The sequence below is a fragment of the Pseudomonas sp. JAI111 genome (assembly GCF_024809425.1).
In the GTDB taxonomy this organism is placed as follows: domain Bacteria; phylum Pseudomonadota; class Gammaproteobacteria; order Pseudomonadales; family Pseudomonadaceae; genus Aquipseudomonas.
The window spans coordinates 204,014-224,633 of the sequence record NZ_JANUCB010000006.1 but is presented as its reverse complement, the minus strand read 5'-3'; the positions used below and the strand labels follow the sequence as shown (position 1 = coordinate 224,633).

The following is a 20,620-nucleotide window of genomic DNA, read 5'->3' as shown; positions in this document are numbered from 1 at the left end:
TAGGCGCGGCCTGAGGAGAGAAGTGCATGACGCAAGTCACGGTGAAACAACTGGCCGATGAGGTCAAAACACCGGTAGAGCGCCTGTTGCAGCAGATGCGTGAGGCAGGTCTGCCGCACACCGCCGCCGAAGAACATGTGACTGACAGTGAGAAGCAATCTTTGCTGACTCACTTGAAAAGCAGCCACAAGGCGAAAGTGGAAGAACCACGCAAGATTACACTGCAGCGTAAAACCACCAGCACCCTGCGTGTTGCTGGCAGCAAAAGCATCAGTGTTGAAGTGCGTAAAAAGAAAGTTTTCGTACAGCGCAGCCCGGAAGAAATCGAAGCCGAGCGCAAACGCGAACTGGAAGAACGTCGCGCAGTAGAAAATGCTGCACGTCAGAAGGCTGAAGAAGAAGCCAAGCGTCGCGCCGAAGAAGAAGCACGTCGCCAGCCAGCTGCTGCGCAATCCGCTACTAATGACGCTGTTGCAGCACCTGCTGCAGTCGCCGAACCAGTACGTGAAAGCGCACCGGTTGTGGCTGCTGCTCCAGCGCCGTCTGCCGACGTTCGCAACAAGCAGAACGAACAGCGCCGTCCGGACAAACCACGTGCCGACGATAACAATCGTCGTGGCAGTGGCGATGGTGAGCGCAAAAACGCTCCGCATCGTGCTTCGGTCAAGGAAAAAGCGCCTGCTCCGCGTGTTGCTCCACGTACCACCGACGAAGAAAGCGATGGCTTCCGTCGTGGTGGTCGCGGCAAGGCCAAGCTGAAGAAACGCAACGCTCACGGTTTCCAGAGCCCAACCGGCCCTGTCGTGCGTGATGTGCAGATCGGCGAGACCATCACTGTTGGCGATCTCGCTCAGCAGATGTCGGTCAAGGCTGCTGAAATCATCAAGTTCATGTTCAAACTGGGTACTCCAGCGACCATCAACCAGGTGCTTGATCAGGAAACTGCTCAACTGGTAGCCGAAGAACTGGGCCACAAAGTGACCCTGGTCAGCGACACCGCCCTGGAAGATTCCCTGGCCGAGTCCCTGAAGTTTGAAGGTGAGACGTTCTCCCGTGCACCAGTCGTGACCGTAATGGGCCACGTTGACCACGGTAAGACGTCGCTGCTCGACTATATCCGTCGTGCCAAGGTAGCTGCTGGCGAAGCCGGCGGTATCACCCAGCACATCGGTGCGTACCACGTTGAAACCGAACGCGGCATGGTCACCTTCCTCGACACCCCTGGTCACGCCGCGTTTACCGCAATGCGTGCCCGTGGTGCCAAGGCGACCGACATCGTGATCCTGGTAGTTGCAGCGGACGACGGCGTGATGCCGCAGACCATTGAAGCTGTTCAGCACGCCAAGGCTGCAGGTGTTCCGCTGGTAGTCGCTGTGAACAAAATCGACAAGCCGGGCGCCGATCTCGATCGCATCCGTAGCGAACTGTCGGTTCACGGTGTGACCTCGGAAGAGTGGGGCGGCGACACTCCGTTCGTATCGGTTTCGGCGAAAGTCGGTACCGGCGTGGACGAGTTGCTCGAAGCTGTCCTGCTGCAGGCTGAAGTTCTGGAACTGAAAGCGACACCTTCGGCACCTGGCCGTGGCGTCGTGGTTGAATCGCGTCTCGACAAAGGTCGTGGCCCGGTTGCAACCGTTCTGGTTCAAGACGGTACCCTGCGTCAAGGCGACATGGTGCTGGTCGGTTCGAACTATGGCCGTGTACGTGCCATGCTCGACGAGAACGGCAAGCCAATCAAGGAAGCCGGTCCTTCCATCCCTGTCGAGATCCTCGGCCTGGACGGTACCCCGGACGCTGGCGACGAGATGAGCGTGCTGTCGGACGAGAAGAAAGCCCGTGAAGTGGCTCTGTTCCGTCAAGGCAAGTTCCGCGAAGTCAAACTGGCTCGCGCTCACGCCGGCAAGCTGGAAAACATCTTCGAGAACATGGGTCAGGCAGAGAAGAAGACGCTCAACATCGTCCTCAAATCCGACGTCCGTGGTTCGCTGGAAGCGTTGAACGGTGCCTTGAACGGCCTTGGTAACGACGAAGTGCAAGTGCGTGTTGTCGGTGGCGGTGTCGGTGGTATCACCGAATCCGACGCCAACCTGGCACTGGCCTCCAACGCTGTACTGTTTGGCTTCAACGTGCGTGCCGATGCTGGCGCTCGCAAGATCGTCGAGCAGGAAGGTCTGGATATGCGTTACTACAACGTGATCTACGACATCATCGAAGACGTCAAGAAAGCCCTCACCGGTATGCTGGGCAGCGATGTTCGCGAGAACATCCTGGGTATCGCTGAAGTGCGTGACGTGTTCCGTTCGCCGAAGTTTGGCGCGATCGCCGGTTGCATGGTTATCGAAGGTGTTGTTCACCGTAACCGTCCAATCCGTGTACTGCGTGAAGACATCGTTATCTTCGAAGGCGAGCTGGAATCCCTGCGCCGCTTCAAGGATGACGCTTCCGAAGTACGTGCCGGCATGGAATGCGGTATCGGCGTTAAGAGCTACAACGACGTCAAAGTCGGTGACAAGATCGAAGTCTTCGAGAAGGTTCAGGTTGCTCGCAGCCTCTAACTCGCGCACTTCAAGGGCCACGATGAGCCGCTGCATGCAGATGCGCGGCACAGCGTCAGGACTCTAAACGCAACGCCCGGTCTGGCTTTTGTCAGGCCGGGCGTTTGCCGCTTTCAGACCCTTCGGGTTTCGCCGTGGGGCAGTAACAGGTAACAAGACATGGCAAAAGAATACAGCCGTACCCAACGTATCGGCGATCAGATGCAGCGTGAGCTGGCACAGCTGATCCGTCGTGAAGTCAAAGACCCGCGCGTCGGCCTGGTCACCATTACCGCTGTTGAAGTCAGCCGTGACGTCGGTCACGCCAAGATCTTCATCACTGTAATGGGGCAGGACAACGCCGAAGACATCGCGCAAAGCATCAAGGTGCTCAACTCCGCCGCTGGTTTCCTGCGTATGCAGTTGGCCCGCGAAATGAAGTTGCGCAGCGTTCCTCAGTTGCACTTCCACTACGACGAAAGCGTCGTGCGTGGTGCGCACCTGTCGGCCCTGATCGAGCGTGCGGTGGCTGAAGACAACCAGCACCCGGTTGCGGCTGAAGCCGAAGACACCAAGGAGTAATCGGTGGCTCAGGTCAAACGTATCCGTCGTAATGTCAGCGGCATCATTCTGCTCGACAAGCCGCTGGGGTTTACCTCCAACGCCGCGTTGCAGAAGGTCCGCTGGTTGCTGAACGCCGAGAAGGCCGGGCATACCGGCAGTCTCGATCCGCTGGCCACCGGCGTGTTGCCGCTGTGCTTCGGAGAGGCCACCAAGTTTTCGCAATACCTGCTCGATTCGGACAAGGGTTACGAAACCCTGGCGCAACTGGGCAAGACCACCACCACGGCGGATGCCGAGGGTGAAGTTTTGCAGGAGCGTCCGGTGACCGTTGGTCGCGCCGATGTCGAAGCCGTACTGCCGAAATTTCGTGGGCAAATCAGTCAGATACCGCCGATGTACTCGGCACTCAAGCGTGATGGCCAGCCGCTCTACAAGTTGGCCCGTGCAGGCGAAGTAGTGGAGCGCGAACCGCGTTCTGTTACTATTGCGCGCTTGGAATTGCTGGCCTTTGAGGGTGATACTGCGCGGCTCGCGGTGGATTGCAGCAAAGGCACCTATATTCGCACCCTGGTGGAGGATATCGGTGAGCAACTCGGTTGTGGCGCTTACGTAGCTGAATTGCGACGTACCCAGGCCGGGCCTTTCACGCTGGCGCAGACGGTCACGCTTGAAGAGTTGGAAGCCGTACACGCCGAAGGCGGCAACGAAGCGGTCGACCGCTTCCTGATGCCATCGGACAGTGGCCTGCTGGATTGGCCGCTATTGCAGTTCTCGGAGCACAGCACGTTCTACTGGCTCAACGGCCAACCGGTACGTGCCCCGGATGCACCGAAGTTCGGCATGGTACGGGTACAGGATCACAATGGTCGCTTCATCGGTATCGGTGAAGTGAGCGAAGACGGGCGCATCGCGCCACGTCGACTGATTCGGTCAGAATGACCGGACGAGTGTGGCTGTTAACAGGCACGGTCACTACTCATTTATAGATACAGGGATTTGTCCCTGGCCTGTTGAAGCTGTTTCTTTGAAACAGTTTCCTGATAAAAGGATTGCCTCATGGCTCTCGACGTTCAAGAAAAAGCTCAAATCGTAGCTGACTACCAGCAAGCTGTTGGTGACACTGGTTCGCCAGAAGTGCAAGTTGCACTGCTGACCCACAACATCAACAAGCTGCAAGGTCACTTCAAGGCAAACGGTAAAGATCACCACTCCCGTCGTGGTCTGATCCGCATGGTTAACCAGCGTCGTAAGCTGCTGGACTACCTGAAAGGCAAGGATCTGGGTCGTTATCAGGCTCTGATCGGTCGCCTGGGTCTGCGTCGCTAATAAGCGATTGCGCTAGAGGTTGGTTGTCTGTCGTGCGTCAGCGGGTTTCCCGCTGGCGCATGGCAGGCTCCCAGCCTCAAGTTTTATCTGGATAGTCGTTTTACCCTGGACAGGCGTTGGGCCGATTCCCGACATTGCCCAAGAATTTCGCAAGAAGACAAGTTCCCCAAGAGCCACAAAAGAAGGTAGGACACCGTGAACCCGGTAATCAAAAAATTCCAGTTCGGTCAGTCGACCGTTACCCTCGAGACTGGCCGTATCGCCCGTCAGGCCTCCGGCGCAGTATTGGTCACCGTTGACGACGACGTCAGCGTATTGGTGACTGTGGTCGGCGCCAAGCAAGCCGATCCAGGCAAGGGCTTTTTCCCTCTGTCCGTCCACTACCAGGAAAAGACTTACGCTGCCGGTAAGATCCCTGGCGGTTTCTTCAAGCGCGAAGGCCGCCCTTCCGAGAAAGAAACCCTGACTTCCCGACTGATCGACCGTCCGATCCGTCCGCTGTTCCCAGAAGGCTTCATGAACGAAGTGCAGGTTGTCTGCACCGTCGTTTCCACCAGCAAGAAAACCGATCCGGACATCGCTGCGATGATCGGTACCTCGGCTGCCTTGGCCATCTCCGGCATTCCTTTCGATGGCCCTATCGGCTGTGCACGCGTTGCGTTCCACGAAAGCACCGGCTATCTGCTGAACCCGACTTACGAACAACAGAAAGCTTCGAGCCTGGACATGGTCGTTGCCGGTACGTCGGAAGCCGTGTTGATGGTTGAATCGGAAGCCAAAGAGCTGACCGAAGACCAGATGCTGGGCGCGGTACTGTTTGCTCACGACGAGTTCCAGGTTGTGATCAACGCCGTTAAAGAACTGGCTGCCGAAGCGGCCAAGCCAACCTGGACCTGGACTCCACAGCCAGAAGCCACCGCTCTGCTGGGCGCCATCCGTGCCGAGTTCGGCGACGCGATTTCCCAGGCTTACACCATCACTATCAAGGCCGACCGTTACGCTCGCCTGGGTGAGCTGAAAGACCAGGTTGTTGCCAAGCTGTCCGGTGAAGAAGGCCAGCCTTCTTCCAGCGAAGTCAAAGCGGCTTTCGGCGAAATCGAATACCGCACCGTTCGCGAAAACATCGTAAACGGCAAGCCACGTATCGACGGCCGCGACACCAAGACCGTACGTCCGCTGAACATCGAAGTCGGTGTTCTGCCAAAGACCCACGGTTCGGCACTGTTCACCCGTGGCGAAACCCAGGCTCTGGTTGTTGCAACACTGGGTACCGCCCGTGACGCACAACTGCTGGACACCCTGGAAGGCGAGAAAAAAGACCCGTTCATGCTGCACTACAACTTCCCTCCGTTCTCGGTAGGTGAGTGTGGTCGCATGGGTGGCGCTGGTCGTCGCGAAATCGGTCACGGCCGTCTGGCCCGTCGTTCGATTGCAGCCATGCTGCCTGCTGCCGACGTGTTCCCGTACACCATCCGTGTTGTGTCGGAAATCACCGAGTCCAACGGTTCGAGCTCCATGGCTTCGGTCTGCGGCGCTTCTCTGGCCCTGATGGACGCTGGCGTTCCGATGAAGGCACCGGTTGCCGGTATCGCCATGGGTCTGGTTAAGGAAGGCGAGAAATTCGCTGTCCTGACCGACATCCTGGGTGACGAAGACCACCTGGGCGACATGGACTTCAAAGTAGCCGGTACCGCCAAAGGTGTGACCGCGCTGCAGATGGACATCAAGATCAAAGGCATCACCGAAGAAATCATGGAGATCGCTCTGGGCCAAGCCCTGGAAGCGCGCCTGAACATCCTCGGTCAGATGAACCAGATCATTGGCCAGTCGCGTACCGAACTGTCGGAAAACGCTCCGACCATGATCGCGATGAAAATCGACACCGACAAAATCCGTGATGTTATCGGTAAAGGCGGCGCGACCATTCGTGCGATCTGTGAAGAGACCAAGGCTTCGATCGACATCGAAGACGACGGCTCGATCAAGATCTTCGGCGAAACCAAGGAAGCGGCTGAAGCTGCACGCCAGCGCGTTCTGGGCATCACCGCAGAAGCTGAAATCGGCAAGATCTACGTGGGTAAGGTTGAGCGCATCGTCGACTTCGGCGCATTCGTCAACATCCTGCCAGGCAAGGACGGTCTGGTTCACATCTCGATGCTGAGCGATGCTCGCGTAGAGAAAGTGACCGACATCCTGAAAGAAGGCCAGGAAGTGGAAGTACTGGTACTGGACGTGGACAACCGCGGCCGTATCAAGCTGTCCATCAAAGACGTAGCAGCAGCCAAGGCATCGGGCGTTTAATCAACTCCCAGGCTTGACCGCTTCAACGTTATAAAATGCCCCGCAGTGAAAGCTGCGGGGCATTTTTTTGTCTGCGAAACAGCGCATGAAGTTGCTGAGGCTTAAACCCGGTGCTAGGTTTAGCCCACCGCCCGTGTAGCTCAGCCGGTAGAGCAGCGCACTCGTAACGCGAAGGTCGCAGGTTCGATTCCTGTCTCGGGCACCACATCCATTTTCACCCTGTTTCGCAGAGCTTCACGAAACCGCCAAGAGCCCAAAGCCTTGGCGGTTTTTCTTTTCGCCATCTTTCGCAGTCTTTCGCTGCGTCCCACGCATTTTTAGTACATCATTCAGCACTTCTTAATTCGAGTGACTTGGTGATGTACTAATGCCCCTCACTGATACCGCTGTGCGCCAGGCCAAACCGGCCGACAAGGAATTCACCCTCACTGACGGCAGCGGCCTATCGCTGTACGTTGCGCCCAACGGCACCAAGTCCTGGCACTTCAGGTTCTCCTGGCACGGCAAACAGCCGCGCATGTCGCTGGGCACCTATCCCGAAATCACCCTCAAAGAAGCCCGTGAAAAGCGCGATCAAGCGCGGTCGCTCGTCGCCAAGGGCGTCGATCCTCGATCGCAACGCCGCGAAGAGAAGCGCGCCGCTGCGTCGGAAGCCGTCAAAACCTTCGAAGTCGTGGCCAACGAGTGGCATAAGTTCAAAACCCCGCGGCTGGTGGTGGCCAAGAAGGGGGCCGCCTATCAATCGCGGTTCTACCTGGACAAGGATCTGATCCCGGCGATGGGCAAGATCCCGGTTGCCGATGTGAAGCGGTCTGACGTGCTGGAGGCAATGCGCCGGGTAGAGAAGCGCGGCGCCATGAATTCCGCGCGCAAGTGCCGCGCCTGGCTCAACGAGATATTCCGCTTCGGCATGGCCTCGGGCTATCTGGATATGAACCCGGCCGCCGACCTGGACATCGTCGCCGCCAAAGAGCCTCCGGTGAAGCACAACCCAATGCTGAGGCAGCGCGACCTCAAAGCGTTCCTGCACACGCTCAGGGGCTTTGACTGCGCGGGGTACACGAAGAGCGCCATACGGATACTGCTGTTGACTGGCGTTCGCACAGGCGAAATTCGCCACGCGACGGCAGCCCAGTTTGATCTGGACGCCGCGCTGTGGACGATACCGCCCGAAGGCGTGAAACAGTTGAGGAAGATGATTCGGACAAAGGAAGGGGGTGAGATTCCGCCGTACTTGGTGCCACTGTCGCGGCAGGCGGTTGAAGAAGTGCGCAAGGTGCATCAGTTGACCGGCGGCTACAAATTGCTGATCGCCGGCCGCAACGACCCGAGCAAGCCAATCAGTGACGGCACGGTCAACTCTGCATTAAAGCGCATGGGGTATGAAGGCAAGCTGACCGGGCACGGGATCCGCGCAACGATTTCAACGGCCTTAAACGAGATGGGTTACAACGAGGACTGGATCGAGGCGCAGCTTTCGCACGCAAGCGGGAGCAAGGTACGCAGGACCTATAACCACGCGGAGTTTGTAGAGCAGAGAAGGGGGATGATGCAGGACTGGGCCGATTACTTGGATGCGCTCGAGGCCGAAGCCTGATCGCGTTGACCCCGGGCGGCGATGACCTGGTCATTGTTCCATTGCAGAACTTCTGACTTGACCCAGGCAACGGCCCGACCGCCCAGCTTGACCTGTTTCGGGAAAAGGCCATCGCTGGCCATGGTGTAAATCTTCGTGGTGCCGAGACCTACCAGCTTCTTGACCTCTGGCAGTCGGATGAATTCGACCGGCTCTTCGTGCTGGTCGTCGCGTTCGTTGTTCATTGATTCACCTCAGAAATTTATTTACGGGTAGCCCTTGCTGATGCGCTTGGCGATGGCTTCGAGCTTCTCAGCCATTCCCCACATGTCGTTGTTATCCCGACGGGAGACGACGGCGGCGCGATGGACGTTGCGGTCAATTAGGATTTTCGCTGCCAGCAGGATCAGCCAAGCTTCTAACTTTCGGCGGATGAAGCGTTTCATGGTTTTTGCTCACATCCGCATCGCGCGGGGTGCGCTTGTGGTTGTTGGCATGACTTCGTCAATGCTTCAGCCCGGCGCCGTGCTTTGTTGCCGTTGCCAGGGCTGAAGTCGGGTATATCGCAGTCGCAGCGAGTGGTGCACGACTGCGGGAACTGGCAGGCTTCATCGGCGGCCTTAAGCGCGGTTCGAATTTCCTGAACCGTCAGGTCGCTGTTCATCATGTATTCGACGCTGTCGCAATCGCCGCCCATGTCGATAATCCGGTCACGGCCTGCTTGAAGCGTTCGCTTGATGGCGATCAGCGACTTGTTCAGCAGCTCGGTCAGGTCATCGCACCGCTGATCCACTGCGTTCAGACGCAGCTGCAGGGCGTCACGCTCGAGGATCGCCTGGGCATGCTTGCCGCGCCAGTGCAGCACGGCCTCCAGTTCCGCCGCCGTGACCAGAGGCTGCCCGGACACGCGTCGCTCAATCATCTGCCACACCGGTTCGTATTCGGGCCAGTCGGCTTCCACCACAACGAATGACCTAGCTGGCGCCCCATTGGTCAGCATGGCTTCGTACAGCTTCCGACATTGAACGGAAAAGCTTTTTCGCAAATCCGCCGGAGCCTTTTCCATGTCGCTATGCTTGATGACGATGTAACGATCTTCTCTGTTGAATTCACTCATGACTGATTCTCCCGAGCGCACCGCTCGGCCGCTTCGGCCTGGCGCTGCTTGCTGCATTCTTCGTGGTTGCCATGGGCGCGTGAGTGGTTGCACTTGTCGCACATGACGTTGAGGTCGAGAGGCTTCATCGGCCGCCCGCGAATGGTGGTCTTGCGGCGTAGGGCGGTCATTTCCAAGGCCCTCGGTAGATGTGCTGAAACAGGAAGAGCGCGGCGCAGATTGGAATGATCATGGCGTCACCTGTTTGAACTCGACGACCCAGACCCACGGGTTTGCGTCCCAGCTATGCGGTGATGCTTTGTACGCAGCCTCGCCCTTTGGGAAAGACCCGCCAGCGACGTGACACCAGAGCGACTTGAACGACTCCTTGGGAGTGCCCACGCAGAACGTGCCGTCGCCGCTAAGGTGGTAGTTACGCCAGAACTGATGTGAGTCTTCCGTGGTTTTAGGTACCGGGATTATTCCCTCTGCCTGCGCCTGCTCGTCGCTGATGTCCTGCAACCGCTCGAGGCGGACGTCGGTGATCTCCAGCAGGATTCGGCTGTCGGCGCGGAACATATGGATGCTTGGCTTCCAGCGGATCTTGTGAGCAGTAGGTATGTTTTCCAGCCCCGGTGGTAGGCAATCCGGGTAGGTTGCCCGGTAAGTCAGGTAGCCCGGGTCACCATTGCCAGCGCGGGTCCAGGTCTCGCGCACCCACAGACGGTCGCCTGGCTTGCCATAGGGGCAACGCATCACTGGGCCACCGTAATCCCAGCAGCAAGTCATCGGAGTTTCGTCCGCGCCGGTGGTCACAGGGTTATCGGTCTTCAGCCCTTTCACCGGCCGCCGTGTAACCGTCTTTCGGCCTTCCAGGATGGCGCGCACCATCGGTGCGCTGAATAGAATTGGGCGTTCTTTCATGGCGTCACCTTCTTGCGCTGGTGGCTGTGGTTCATGAATCCCCATGTGCCTGGAGATTTGTTGGCGTCGTTCACACCATGGCAGCCATCACAAAGCGGGACGCCGCACACGAACTGGCCGGTGTGATCGCAATCGTGGGTAGCCTGTGCTCCGCATGACGAGCACTTCATCGCGCGGTGGTGCTCACACAAACCCGTCTCGTCTGCCTTGGCGTTGCATCGGCCGCGCCATGCAATGACGAAAGGGCACAGCGACTCGGCTGGGGCTGTCATGGCGTCACTTCCTTGAGCAGCTTGTCGCCGATCTTGGTGAAGGCTGCACGAATACGCGCACCTTCGCGTTTGATGTCGCGGCGTTGGTCCAGCAGGATCGCCGTCGCCCTGTAGCCGCAACTGTCGTAATCATCGATGTCGTTGTATTCCTTGCACGTCTCCACGGCGTGCAGCCATCCGCGCCACACAATCACCTCACCCATCATCAGGTCATGGCATTCGCCCGAGTAATATTGGTCGCGGATCTTGGCGAGGTCGAAGTAGAAGCCGTCGGCGTCATCGATAACCTTTTTGATCGCCACCTTGTTGTCGCGAAGATTCTTGCGGTGCTGGGCATATGCAATGGCCATGTCCTCAAGCCGCTCGGCATCTGTCTTCATGCCGCCCCCTTCAACACATCAATGACGATCTTGACGCCGCTGGCATAGCTGGAAGGCTGTGCGGCGGCGTACCGGGTCAGGTCGGCAATGGCTTTGGTCCGGACAGGTTCCCGGCGGATGGAAGCGCCCAGGCCGCGAACGTGTTCCAAGGCGTAGCGCTTGCCCTCCAGTTCCATAACCCGATTGATTGGGCCGGTGATGACCAGGTCGGGCAGCGGCTCGTTGGCCACGATTGGCGGGAACAGCTTTTGCGCGGGTGCTGGGTGGCGGGCACGGTCAAGCGCCTGCTGTGCAAGTGAGTTCATTGGGTTGCCTCAGATGATCAGTTCAAGTTGAGGGGGTAGCCAGATAGGCGAACTGTTGTGTGCTTCGATGCGGTCAGCGATGACGTTGGCGCGCTGGCCAGCGGTGGGGGGGGCGTACATACCGAAACGACTGATGCTTCCACCATTCACAGCAGCGTTCGTTGAGTCAGCCGAAGCGAATGGCAGGTGTTGAAAGATCGTGGGGTCAAGCATCCGCAAACCGTGAAGCCGGCAGACTGGCCGGCCTTGGTCATCACATACGGCGGCCATCGCGGCGCCCATGCGTTTCCACCACGCCGCCGTGCCCGGGCTAGCCCACTGCCCAGAACTGCCAAAGGCGACAGTGGGCCATTCGTTGGCCAGGCGCTCCAATCTTTCTATGGACTCGTGCAAGTGCCACACCGGTACGCCGCGCAATTCCATGGGCCAAGCTGACAGCAGCTCATCATTTGCCGCTTCATCACCATCAATCACGTCGGGGATCAACGCCCAGTCGAAGCCTGGGTGTCGGTGCCACTGCTCAACCCAGCGGATATATCCGTCGACATCCAACGTTCCGCCTTTTTTCCAGACCGAAAACGCGCCGTTATCGAACACGAACGACTGGCAGACATCGGCAACGATGCCCATATCGTCCTGACGCGGGAACGGCACCAGGGCATGCCGACCAGAGAGAAAGCGCGCAGCATCCTGCCGGCTCCCGCCAATCGGAGTGCCGTGGTAATGGATCATGGAATTACCTGCTGAGAAACGCTCAGGCCTACAGCCACGGGCTGAACCCAGATCGGCATGCTGCTGAGCATGAAGGTTTCGCCGGCTTCAGCCAGCAGTAGGGTGGTGCCCATCACGTGGGCTATTGCTTCGGCGGCTGCCGGCGGTACCGCGTTGCCGATCCGTTCGCGCCAGGCCTGATCACTCAGGCCGTCGAGCTCAAACATTTCCTCGGGTTCAACCAAGCTTTGCAGCGCGGCCAGTTCAAGGGTGGTGAAGGGGCGGTGCCAGGTGCCGTCGAGGCTTTCGATAACGCAGGTCAGCCGCTCGTTGGCTTCCGGCATGCGTGGATCAGCGACTGACCACCGGCCGTTGTCCTGCCGGGCACTTGCCGAGACAGCGCCGCACTGGTCATTCCAGCCGACAACGCCGTAATGGCCGCCAGTTAGGTAGGCGTCACCTTTCACGCGCTTCATGCCCGGCGTTGGGTCCTGCACAGCAAAGGCGCCTTGCCCTGTTGTGCTGCCGGCAATCACGGTGCCGGCTGACTGATCCCACGGGGTTACCAAGTACTTGCCGAAGCCTTCTCCCGGGCGGCGCGGGTCAGCGACGCTGAACGTCCCTTGTCCCGGCGATTTCACGCCGATCACTGCACCACTGGTTTCGTCCCACCGGCGCACGCCGTACTGCTGGTATTGCAGGGCGCCGGCCTTGGCGCGGGGATCCGCCACCGAGAAAGCACCATTGGTTGGGCTGCTGCGACCGGCGACGGTACCGGCGGTGTCCGTCCAATCGTGCACGCCGAGATAGCCGGCGCGGTATTCCGGCACGATCACCAGATCGCGCAGATAACCGTCCTCGATCGCCAAGTCATTCAGGCTGCGCCAGTCCTTGCCGGCGGTGACCAGGGCGAGCCGAACCCATGTTTTCCATTGCAGCGCCGGTACCCGGTGCATCGGGCCCGCGGCCTCGACGTCGCCGGCGAGTGGCATGCGGCCGAGGATTGAGCCGACCGACTTGAGGGTCTTCTTTTCCGGTTCGTACAGGAACGGCGGCACCTTCTCGATATGGCGTGCCACCAGCAAGAAGCGCTTGCGGCTCTGTGCCAGACCGCCGATAACGCCACAGTCGTGGGTGGTTTCGGCGACCGCGTAGCCGTAGTGCCCCAGCAGCTTGTTGATCTGGTCCAGCAGATGCCGGCCGCGAGTGGCCAGGCGCGGGACGTTCTCGAACACGATCAGCGACACCGGGTCGTCCTTCCAGGCTTCGCACATCAGCCAGATGCAGCGCAGCGTCAGTTCATTCAGGGCCTGGTACTTCGGGGTGAGGCTCATCTTTTCGGACAGCAAGCCCGACGCACCCTTGCACGGGCTGGAAATGAACACCGCGTCTGGCCGTTCGTTGTTGGCAGCGCGGCGCAGGTCATCGGCGGTCGCTTCGGCCCAGCCTGCTGGCGGCTCGTTGCCGTGGAAGCGGATGTACTGATCACGGTTGAACAAGTCCATCAGCGTGCCGGGAACACCTGACAGGCGCTCAAAGTCACGTAGCCCTGCCGGATCAACGTCAACGCCGCCAATGCAGCGCCATTCAGCTTGGATGTTGCCAACGATGGGCTTGGCCCGGTTGAAACCCTTGGCGCCGCCGCCGAGGCCGCAGCACATATGAAAATGTTTGAGTGTTCGCTTGAGCATCATGCGGCGGTGTCCTTGATAGAGAGGCAGCGCCAGCGATTGCCGGCGCGCGGTGGGGCAGGATCAAGCCACCTGAGTGGCTGGCGGGTTCATGGCGAAGTAGATGCGGGCGCAGGCCTCGGTATCGGGCCGGGCGCGGTGACCGCCGACCAGTTCCTCACCGGTGAAGTGCAGAAGCGCTTCGGCAACCGTCGGGACCTTGTATTGGCCAGGGCGGCCGAAGCCGGCGGCGATCATCTTTTCGGTGGGTGGGCACTTGACGATATTTTTGCTGGACTGGCAGGTGCAGTACTTCGGCCCGGCCTTGAACTCGTCGGCGGCTTCTTCGCCAAAGAAGCGCTTCAGGCCGATACGCAAGATGCGGTCGTCGAAGCCAACGTTGTGGGCAACCCGAAGGCCGGCGCGGCGCCAGATGTCCATGAACCCTTCCAGCGCCAGACCTTCGTCAATGCCGTGTTCAAGTGCGATTTCGGTGGTGATGCCGTGGATTTCGGCGACTTCGTTCGGGATTTCCCAGCCGTCAGGCCGGATCATCGCTTCGAAAGAATCGACCAGGACGCCGTCGGGCGTGTAGAGCAGGGCGCAGATGTCGACGATGTGCGGCTGGCGTGGGTCATCGCTGGGATCTTTGAATAGCGGGAGGCCGGTGGTTTCGGTGTCGAAAAAGCAGATCAATTCGGACATGGCACTTTCCTTTGGGCAAAAAGAAGGCGCCCGTAGGCGCCTGTGGTACTGCGATTGGTTGGGTTAACTGGCTTGCTGCAGTTGTTCGTCGCCGGCGGCAACACCGCCCTCGATCCACACCGCGTTGATTTCAGGCGGCAGCTTGGCCGGCTTGGCCTTGAGGGTGCCGCAGACAATGGCGCTGTCGATGGTTCCGGACTTAGACATGGCCACCAGCATGCCGAGCAACTGGCCACGCCCTGGCAGGTCCAGCACATCGAAGCGATCGAGGATCACGAACCGCAACCCGGAATGCTCGGCGATGGCCAGGGCCAACTGAGCGTCGACACGCCACCGCTCCGACTCGGACAGAAGCGTGTACAAGCGGCCGCCGGCGGTGATGTTCATGTCGGAACCGATCTGAACTTTCTTCCAGCCCGACAACGTCGAGGACTTGGCCAGGCTGTCGTTGAAAGGCTTCAGTGCACCCTTCAGGATTTCGCTCGGGATGCCGTCCGGAGCCAGCAGCTCGGCAATTTGCGTCCATGCCTTGACGTCGTTGTGGTGCGCGGCGGCGTCTTCGGCCTTCTGTTCGGCGCTGGCGATCAAGTCGAGACGGTCGCTGATTGCTTCGGCCTTGGCCTTGGCGGTGTCACGCAGGTTGCGTTGCACCTGAATGGCGGCCTGTACACGCTCGATCATGGCGTCTGTGACTTCTTCGCCGGCGGATTTGACCAGGGCTTCGAGGTCTCGACCGGCCTGTTCCGAGTCGGTGACGGCCTTCTGGTCGTTAACCTGCGTCCGGGCCATCAGGTTGTAAGCGTCGTTCGCCTTCTTCAGATCAGCCTGAGCCGTCACCAGTTTGGCCGCGTCGGCGGTCTTGCCTTTGAACAGCTCCAGCACCTTACCGACGATTTTCACTTTTACGCCGCAGGCTGGGCACTCGCACGGGCTTTCACCCGAGAAAGCCAACACCTGTTGCTCGCCTTCGCTGACCTTGGCCTTCCACTGCTCAAGCTCTTTGTTGGTGGCTTCGAGCTTGTTTTTGCGGCGGTTCAGTTCGAGATAGACCTTTTCGAGCTCAACCTTGCGCACCGCTGCACTGTCGGTGGCTTCACGCTTGGCGTTCAAACCGCCCAGGTGCTGGGTACCCTTCTCGATTTCCTTGGCAGCATCGGCCAGTTCGGTCTGTGCGGCGGTCAAATCCTCCAGCGTGACTTCGGGTGCATCATCCGGCAGTGGCTGAATGGTGACGGTCCAGCCTTCGGCCTTCTCGCTACCGTAAGCCTCGCCAGTCAGAGCCTTCCAGGCACCGCGGCTTTCGCTGGTGTAGGTCTTGGCCTGTTCCTGCGCAGCGGCAAAACCGCTCAACAGCAGCGGCTTGACCTTCTCGACCTTGGCCGCATCAGCGCCCTTGTCCAGCAGCTTGTCGACGACCACTTGCGGTTTGCTGCTGGACTTAGTCAGCGCGAACAACATTTTGCGGCGCTCGACGTCCTTCAGGCTGGCGAACAACTGAGGTGTCAGCACGTACGGCAGGTATTCATCACCGACAGCCAGCGTGTGGTCGCCCTTGCCATCCGGCAGCGTGTAGCTGCTGGCCACGTCGTCGTGACTGAAAATGATTTGGGACTTTTTATGGCCCTCGGTAACCAGTTGTTTGTAATCCTTCTTCAAGGACACGCGCGCCGAACCGCCCAGCGCGAGATTGATTGCTTCCTGAAGACTGGACTTGCCAGCGCCGTTCGGGCCGCTGACCAGGGTGATAGGTGCGGTCAGGTCCAGGTTGCACGCTTGCAAGCCCTGGAAGTTCTCAACGAAAAGGTGGTTGGCGCGCATGGTGGCTTACTCCAGGTCCAGATTCGCCAGTTCGGCGATGACCTTGTAGGTGTTGTCTATGGAAAGGTCGCCCTCGGTTTCGAGTTCGATCACGGCGTTGTCGACGAGGCGTAGCAGCAGGCTGGTGGCCTGGTCGCTGTCGATGGCGAGGCGGCGTTGCAGATAGGCGACATCGACGGTCTTGGCGTGCAGCACGACCAGCTGCGCGGCGTCTTCGTAGCTGAAATCGCCGAACTCTTTGCCTTCGGGGATGAACGTTGCATCAACAACGTCGTCGACCTCAGCGAACTCAGGCGGGGCGCTTCCACCAACCACCTCACGGCTGCCGTTGGTATTCATCGGTGTCACAAGGCCTTCTTGCTCCATGGCTTCGATGAAACGGGCAGCGCGGTTGTAGCCGATCTTCAATTTGCGCTGAACGGCGCTGATGCTGGGGCGGCGGGTCTCGATGACGAACTGGACGGCTTCGGCGTACAGCGGGTCCTGGCCTTCACCGGCATGATCGGGAAGTTCTTCGCCGTCCGGTTCATCTGGCCCAGTGCTGCGTTGGTTGAACAGGCTGCCGGTCAGGTCACTTACGTGCAGCGGCAAGTCAGGCTGATCGCGGTCAGGCCGAATGAAGTCGAGGCCCTCGCTGTAATCGTCGGGCGCCATCACCAGCAGACACAGGCGGCCGGCGCTGTCGATCAGGTCATGCCGGTTCGGATCTTTGGCGTCGACGATCGAGGTCAAGGTCAGTTGCTTGGAGTTGAACTTGACCTCTTTCATCGTGACTTCGATGGTCGAGACGTTGCGCGAGCTGATGATTGCGATCGCGTTGTGAACCGCTTTCTCGGCGGCTTCGGTCAACCGCTCGATGACTTCTTGCTGCTGGCCCTCGTTCAGCTTGCTGTAGGGCGAGTGCAGGTTCTTCAGCTCAAACAGACCGGATTCAACCAGGTCGTGTACCAGCAGTTCATGCGCGATGTAAGACGCCGGAACGTCCGCCAGCTTGGCGCGCTCAATGATTGCCTTGTGCTCAGGTTTCATGTGGTGTCCTCAGGCTTTTGCGATGCGTTCGAGCTTCGACTTTTGCGCCGGGCTCAGGTGGGTGTGGGCGCCGTAGCGCTTGAAGCTGGCCCGCATGTTCTCGACGAATTCCAACTCCCATGCGCCGCTGGCGTGAAGCTCAGCGACGGCTAGCAGGGCTGTGAATTCCTCAATGCGGTCGTAAATCTCAGCGACGGATTGAGCGGCCATGACGGTTACTCGAGTTGAAGACCGGAGGTTTCGGCGGGGGATTCGTCAACCGTTTCAGTGTTTTCTGTAACGGTTTCGGCCTGATTAGTTTCGGTTTTGGCCGTTTTTGTCGCGGTTTTCGGCGAATCCGTTGCGGTTTCGGCTGTTTCTGATGCAGATTCCGGCGAATCTGTTGCACCACCATCATCCTGGTCATCGTCTTCATCGATGACTGACGGCGGTTCAGGCTCTCGGTTGCGCAGGTCGTTGACGTCCACCGTGTAGTTGCCTTCTCCGTCTGGCGTTGCGTCGATGAAGTCCTCGACCTCTTCGCGGGACTGCAACCCCATCAGCAGTTCAGGTGCGTACAACCGGCCCAGCATGCTGGCAGCCCTGTAGCGCAGCATGACTTCCGGCATCGTCAGCCACTTGCTGCCGTTTTTGGTCAGCCAGCCTTCGTCGATGGCCATCTGCATGGAGATAGTCGGGCCATTGAGCCGGTCGCCGGTTTCCTTCTCGATCACCCAGGCCGTGCAGGTCTGGTGTTTGATCTTCGCCTTGCGCGGCTCGGTGACCTTCTTGCCTTCCTTCCAGAATGTGGCGCTGTAGGTCAGCTCTTCAGATTTGCCGGGCTCGCTTAGGTCGAAGCGCAACGGGCTGAAACGACCGCAGCTGTTGAGCATTGCGATGATGAACTGGCTGGACCAGCTCGGGCGCCCTTCGATGACGTACAGGTTCTGCATCACCATCAGCGGGTCAGCGCCCATGCGCTGCGCCATGTTCAGCGCGACGATGCAGTTGGGCAGGCCTGCGCCGTTTGCTTCGTGGCCGATAACGCGCCCGTATTCTTTCTTCTCGGTGAACGCCCGGTATTGAACCGGAACCAGGGTGGATGCGCTCAGCGCTTTGGCTACGCGCTGGATCTGGTCGAAACCGGAACCGGTGAGCAGCGACATGGGAGCATCTGATTTTGGCGCGGCGACAGCGCTGGTCTGCATTGCCGCCAGAGTTGTTTGGCTCATTTCCTCACCTTCCGATATTCGTTGTATTCGGCTTCAGTGGCGACCGAGACCAAACGGCGATCCTCGATCTTCTTTTTCGGGTCTTCGTGTTGCTTCACCTGGGCGCTGTAAAACAACTCACGATCCCAGACGCGATGGGCGCTGATCATCGGGGCGTGCTTGCCGGTGGGGTCCACCAGGCGAATGAACATGTCTTGCGCTTTCATGGGCAATTACTCGTGGTAAGGGCAGGAGGACCAGCGCGGGCAATACTTCGCGCTGCACAGGAAACTCTGTGGGTTTGGGGGGAACAGGCCGGTTCGCAGCATGTCGGCGCCGATCTGGATCAGGCCGGGGAATTCTTCGGTACCGACCATCATTTGCTTGGCGCCGCGTATCTCGCCGATACCCGTTTCCGGCGTGCCTTTCGTCTTCAGCCCGATAATGTGGGCCGGGGCGGTGATGGCCTCGCCGGTGGTGTGCTCGTAGAGAATTTCGTAGGTGCCGACCTGTGGGGCGTGGCCCTTCGTCTTGGCTACCCCCTTCACGACTGAGGCGCCGCCGCTTTTCACGTCGCCGATGCCCAGCCCCTGACTGGTCTTGCAGATCCGGCCCCGGTCGAGCTGGCCGGTCAGGCGAACGATCACGCCGCCACCGCAATCAATCTCCAGCGGCTTGGTAGTCAGCTCGACCGCCACGAAGTCATAGCGCGGGCTCACTTCGTTGCAGTACATGGTGTGCAGCTTCAAGCCGATCGACTCGGCCTGCGCCAGGGTGATGTCAGAGCCGCGCCAGTCCACTTCGTAATCTGGATTGCGCAGCGTGTGCACCAGCATTTCGGCGGTGTCGTAGGCCGACAGGTTGCTGCCGTTGATGCGGGAGGAGTCGAACGCCGCGGTGCTGGCGTGAATCGCGGTACCGAGCTGAGTACGCGGCCCGCTCGGTGACCGGTGCCCGAGGATGTGTATCCACTCCCATTTGTAGGCACAGTCGAAGAGCGAGCCCCACGATGAGGCCCGAATAGTTGTGACGGACATGGGGTTACCTATTGAGTGATCAGGCCGCCGATTGCAGGGGCCAAGAGGATGATGGTGATGAACAGGGCGCCGACGATGGCTGAGGCCCGGCGGATCGCGCGGCGCCGGGAGCGCTGCGCGGTGGTCATCGCGAAGGCCTCGCAATCAGCATCCCGCGAGCTGTTACCTCGACCCGGACAGGTTTGGTCAGATCAGCAACCAAAAAAAAGCCCTGATTTTTCAGGGCTTCGTACAAGGCTTTGTGATTGGGGGCGAGGATCGCCACGCAGTTACCGTTCATGCTGCAGCTCCTTGAAGAAGTTCCACATACCGGGTCATTTCCAGCGACCGAATCTCTTTGAGATATGCATCACGCTCGGCACTGGTAATCACGTCGAGACTCGAAGCCATGAACACGGCCATCCGCGAAACAGAGCCGGCTTCAACCGGAAATTCTGTGGTCGGGATGTTTGCAATCTCTGTTTCGATCATGCGCACCGCAATGTCATGGTTGTTCATGCTGCCCACCGACTGTTTTTCCTACGCTGAAGGGCGTCAATCTCAACCCAAAGCGCCACCTCGATCTGGCTGCGGTACTGGTGGACCACAACTGGTAGCTGGTGCGCACCGACATCCATCCGTTTGCCGTCTTCGTCGTAGCAGATGGCCGACAGCACGTTGAACTCCAGCTCCCGGCTTCCGTAGAAGTCCCAGTCGCTGTTCCAGGTGTTGAACACCGGCGGGATGTTCTCGCAGCGGGTCACCTCCACCTGGAGGACAAACCCTTCAACAATCACTTCGTAAGTCATGGTCGCCTCCGTGGTGGCGGGGTGGTTGCATCCGTCTGCCCACTCGCTGAATGGACAGATGTGATCGCTACCCTTCACAGCCCATCTGGTAGTTGCTGCCGTGTTCCTTGCTGCAGAACGGCAGCTCCCTCGTGCGGACATATTTTTTGCCACTGGTTGGGTGACTTGCCCGGTCGATGATTTCTCGCTTAACCACCGGATCCGCTGGCTTACCGCAGTAGGTGCACTTCGTTGTTGTCGTGGTCGTTTCATTCATGGCTATTGCTCCGGTTGTTTTCCCAATGCACCCGTCGCCAGGTGCATCAGTGAAAATTTCCGTTTCTCTCAGGACCGGTTCGCTTACACCGGATCACGCTTCCCGCATCACTTGGGGCCTGCGTGCCACTTGGATGAC

At 59.3% G+C, this 20,620-nt stretch carries 24 protein-coding genes, 1 tRNA gene and 1 pseudogene; 7 read left to right on the top strand and 19 right to left on the bottom strand.

The window, feature by feature from the left end; all coding sequences use genetic code 11:
- The first annotated feature begins 26 nt into the window (after positions 1 to 26).
- The 7 genes from infB to HNR03_RS20125 all read left to right on the top strand — a co-directional run bounded on the left by infB (position 27) and on the right by HNR03_RS20125 (position 8,322).
- Positions 27 to 2,555, top strand: coding sequence for a translation initiation factor IF-2 (gene infB, locus HNR03_RS20155; protein WP_222589741.1), 2,529 nt, complete (start codon positions 27 to 29; stop codon positions 2,553 to 2,555).
- A gap of 159 nt (positions 2,556 to 2,714) precedes the next feature.
- On the top strand, positions 2,715 to 3,116 hold the full coding sequence (gene rbfA / locus HNR03_RS20150; protein ID WP_008149016.1) for a 30S ribosome-binding factor RbfA: 402 nt from the start codon (positions 2,715 to 2,717) through the stop codon (positions 3,114 to 3,116).
- Between the two features lie 3 nt (positions 3,117 to 3,119).
- Positions 3,120 to 4,037: a tRNA pseudouridine(55) synthase TruB gene (truB, locus tag HNR03_RS20145; protein ID WP_208670029.1), complete on the top strand. Its 918-nt coding sequence runs from the start codon at positions 3,120 to 3,122 to the stop codon at positions 4,035 to 4,037.
- A gap of 117 nt (positions 4,038 to 4,154) precedes the next feature.
- On the top strand, positions 4,155 to 4,424 hold the full coding sequence (gene rpsO, locus HNR03_RS20140; RefSeq protein ID WP_003176135.1) for a 30S ribosomal protein S15: 270 nt from the start codon (positions 4,155 to 4,157) through the stop codon (positions 4,422 to 4,424).
- A 195-nt stretch (positions 4,425 to 4,619) separates the two neighbouring features.
- Positions 4,620 to 6,725: a polyribonucleotide nucleotidyltransferase gene (pnp, locus tag HNR03_RS20135; protein WP_259155419.1), complete on the top strand. Its 2,106-nt coding sequence runs from the start codon at positions 4,620 to 4,622 to the stop codon at positions 6,723 to 6,725.
- Between the two features lie 129 nt (positions 6,726 to 6,854).
- Positions 6,855 to 6,930: transfer RNA gene (locus HNR03_RS20130), tRNA-Thr, on the top strand.
- Positions 6,931 to 7,092: 162 nt separating this feature from the next.
- Complete coding sequence (locus tag HNR03_RS20125) at positions 7,093 to 8,322, top strand: integrase arm-type DNA-binding domain-containing protein (protein WP_259155418.1); 1,230 nt, start codon at positions 7,093 to 7,095, stop codon at positions 8,320 to 8,322.
- Here the strand turns inward: HNR03_RS20125 and HNR03_RS20120 are convergent.
- From HNR03_RS20120 to HNR03_RS20030, 19 genes and pseudogenes are all read right to left on the bottom strand, one after another.
- Positions 8,292 to 8,546, bottom strand: coding sequence for an AlpA family transcriptional regulator (locus HNR03_RS20120; protein WP_259155417.1), 255 nt, complete (start codon positions 8,544 to 8,546; stop codon positions 8,292 to 8,294). The two genes, HNR03_RS20125 and HNR03_RS20120, sit on opposite strands and share 31 nt — an antisense overlap.
- A 21-nt stretch (positions 8,547 to 8,567) precedes the next feature.
- Positions 8,568 to 8,747 carry a hypothetical protein gene (locus tag HNR03_RS20115; protein WP_259155416.1) on the bottom strand — a complete coding sequence of 60 codons (180 nt, stop codon included), beginning with the start codon at positions 8,745 to 8,747 and terminating at the stop codon, positions 8,568 to 8,570.
- Entirely contained in the window at positions 8,744 to 9,418 is a 675-nt protein-coding gene (locus HNR03_RS20110) for a hypothetical protein (RefSeq protein WP_259155415.1), read from the bottom strand. Before HNR03_RS20110 ends, HNR03_RS20115 begins: the two co-directional genes overlap by 4 nt.
- Positions 9,415 to 9,588 (bottom strand): hypothetical protein, encoded by a 174-nt coding sequence (locus HNR03_RS20105; protein ID WP_259155414.1) that lies wholly within the window; start codon positions 9,586 to 9,588, stop codon positions 9,415 to 9,417. The genes HNR03_RS20110 and HNR03_RS20105 overlap by 4 nt, the downstream gene beginning before the upstream one ends.
- A 58-nt stretch (positions 9,589 to 9,646) precedes the next feature.
- Positions 9,647 to 10,321: a hypothetical protein gene (locus HNR03_RS20100; RefSeq protein ID WP_259155413.1), complete on the bottom strand. Its 675-nt coding sequence runs from the start codon at positions 10,319 to 10,321 to the stop codon at positions 9,647 to 9,649.
- Between the two features lie 268 nt (positions 10,322 to 10,589).
- Positions 10,590 to 10,973: a hypothetical protein gene (locus HNR03_RS20095; RefSeq protein ID WP_259155411.1), complete on the bottom strand. Its 384-nt coding sequence runs from the start codon at positions 10,971 to 10,973 to the stop codon at positions 10,590 to 10,592.
- Positions 10,970 to 11,278, bottom strand: coding sequence for a hypothetical protein (locus tag HNR03_RS20090; protein WP_259155410.1), 309 nt, complete (start codon positions 11,276 to 11,278; stop codon positions 10,970 to 10,972). Before HNR03_RS20090 ends, HNR03_RS20095 begins: the two co-directional genes overlap by 4 nt.
- Before the next feature lie 9 nt (positions 11,279 to 11,287).
- Positions 11,288 to 12,010, bottom strand: a complete 723-nt coding sequence (locus tag HNR03_RS20085; protein ID WP_259155409.1) for a hypothetical protein — start codon at positions 12,008 to 12,010, stop codon at positions 11,288 to 11,290.
- A complete protein-coding gene (locus tag HNR03_RS20080; protein WP_259155408.1) occupies positions 12,007 to 13,683 on the bottom strand; it encodes a DNA cytosine methyltransferase in 1,677 nt (558 codons plus the stop codon). Before HNR03_RS20080 ends, HNR03_RS20085 begins: the two co-directional genes overlap by 4 nt.
- Positions 13,684 to 13,743: 60 nt before the next feature.
- Entirely contained in the window at positions 13,744 to 14,364 is a 621-nt protein-coding gene (locus HNR03_RS20075; RefSeq protein ID WP_259155407.1) for a 3'-5' exonuclease, read from the bottom strand.
- A gap of 63 nt (positions 14,365 to 14,427) precedes the next feature.
- Positions 14,428 to 16,182 carry an AAA family ATPase gene (locus HNR03_RS20070; RefSeq protein WP_259155406.1) on the bottom strand — a complete coding sequence of 585 codons (1,755 nt, stop codon included), beginning with the start codon at positions 16,180 to 16,182 and terminating at the stop codon, positions 14,428 to 14,430.
- Positions 16,183 to 16,491: 309 nt separating this feature from the next.
- Positions 16,492 to 16,686: pseudogene (locus HNR03_RS20065) on the bottom strand (DNA translocase FtsK); the annotation flags it as partial.
- A gap of 534 nt (positions 16,687 to 17,220) precedes the next feature.
- Positions 17,221 to 17,421 (bottom strand): hypothetical protein, encoded by a 201-nt coding sequence (locus tag HNR03_RS20060; protein WP_259155405.1) that lies wholly within the window; start codon positions 17,419 to 17,421, stop codon positions 17,221 to 17,223.
- A gap of 5 nt (positions 17,422 to 17,426) precedes the next feature.
- Entirely contained in the window at positions 17,427 to 18,422 is a 996-nt protein-coding gene (locus tag HNR03_RS20055; protein ID WP_259155404.1) for a recombinase RecT, read from the bottom strand.
- Positions 18,419 to 18,628, bottom strand: a complete 210-nt coding sequence (locus HNR03_RS20050) for a hypothetical protein (protein WP_259155403.1) — start codon at positions 18,626 to 18,628, stop codon at positions 18,419 to 18,421. The genes HNR03_RS20055 and HNR03_RS20050 overlap by 4 nt, the downstream gene beginning before the upstream one ends.
- Before the next feature lie 6 nt (positions 18,629 to 18,634).
- Positions 18,635 to 19,438: a PD-(D/E)XK nuclease family protein gene (locus HNR03_RS20045; RefSeq protein ID WP_259155401.1), complete on the bottom strand. Its 804-nt coding sequence runs from the start codon at positions 19,436 to 19,438 to the stop codon at positions 18,635 to 18,637.
- Between the two features lie 276 nt (positions 19,439 to 19,714).
- Positions 19,715 to 19,936: a hypothetical protein gene (locus HNR03_RS20040; RefSeq protein ID WP_259155400.1), complete on the bottom strand. Its 222-nt coding sequence runs from the start codon at positions 19,934 to 19,936 to the stop codon at positions 19,715 to 19,717.
- Positions 19,933 to 20,226 (bottom strand): hypothetical protein, encoded by a 294-nt coding sequence (locus tag HNR03_RS20035; protein WP_259155398.1) that lies wholly within the window; start codon positions 20,224 to 20,226, stop codon positions 19,933 to 19,935. The genes HNR03_RS20040 and HNR03_RS20035 overlap by 4 nt, the downstream gene beginning before the upstream one ends.
- Before the next feature lie 67 nt (positions 20,227 to 20,293).
- Positions 20,294 to 20,482 (bottom strand): hypothetical protein, encoded by a 189-nt coding sequence (locus HNR03_RS20030; RefSeq protein ID WP_259155397.1) that lies wholly within the window; start codon positions 20,480 to 20,482, stop codon positions 20,294 to 20,296.
- Between the last annotated feature and the right edge of the window lie 138 nt (positions 20,483 to 20,620).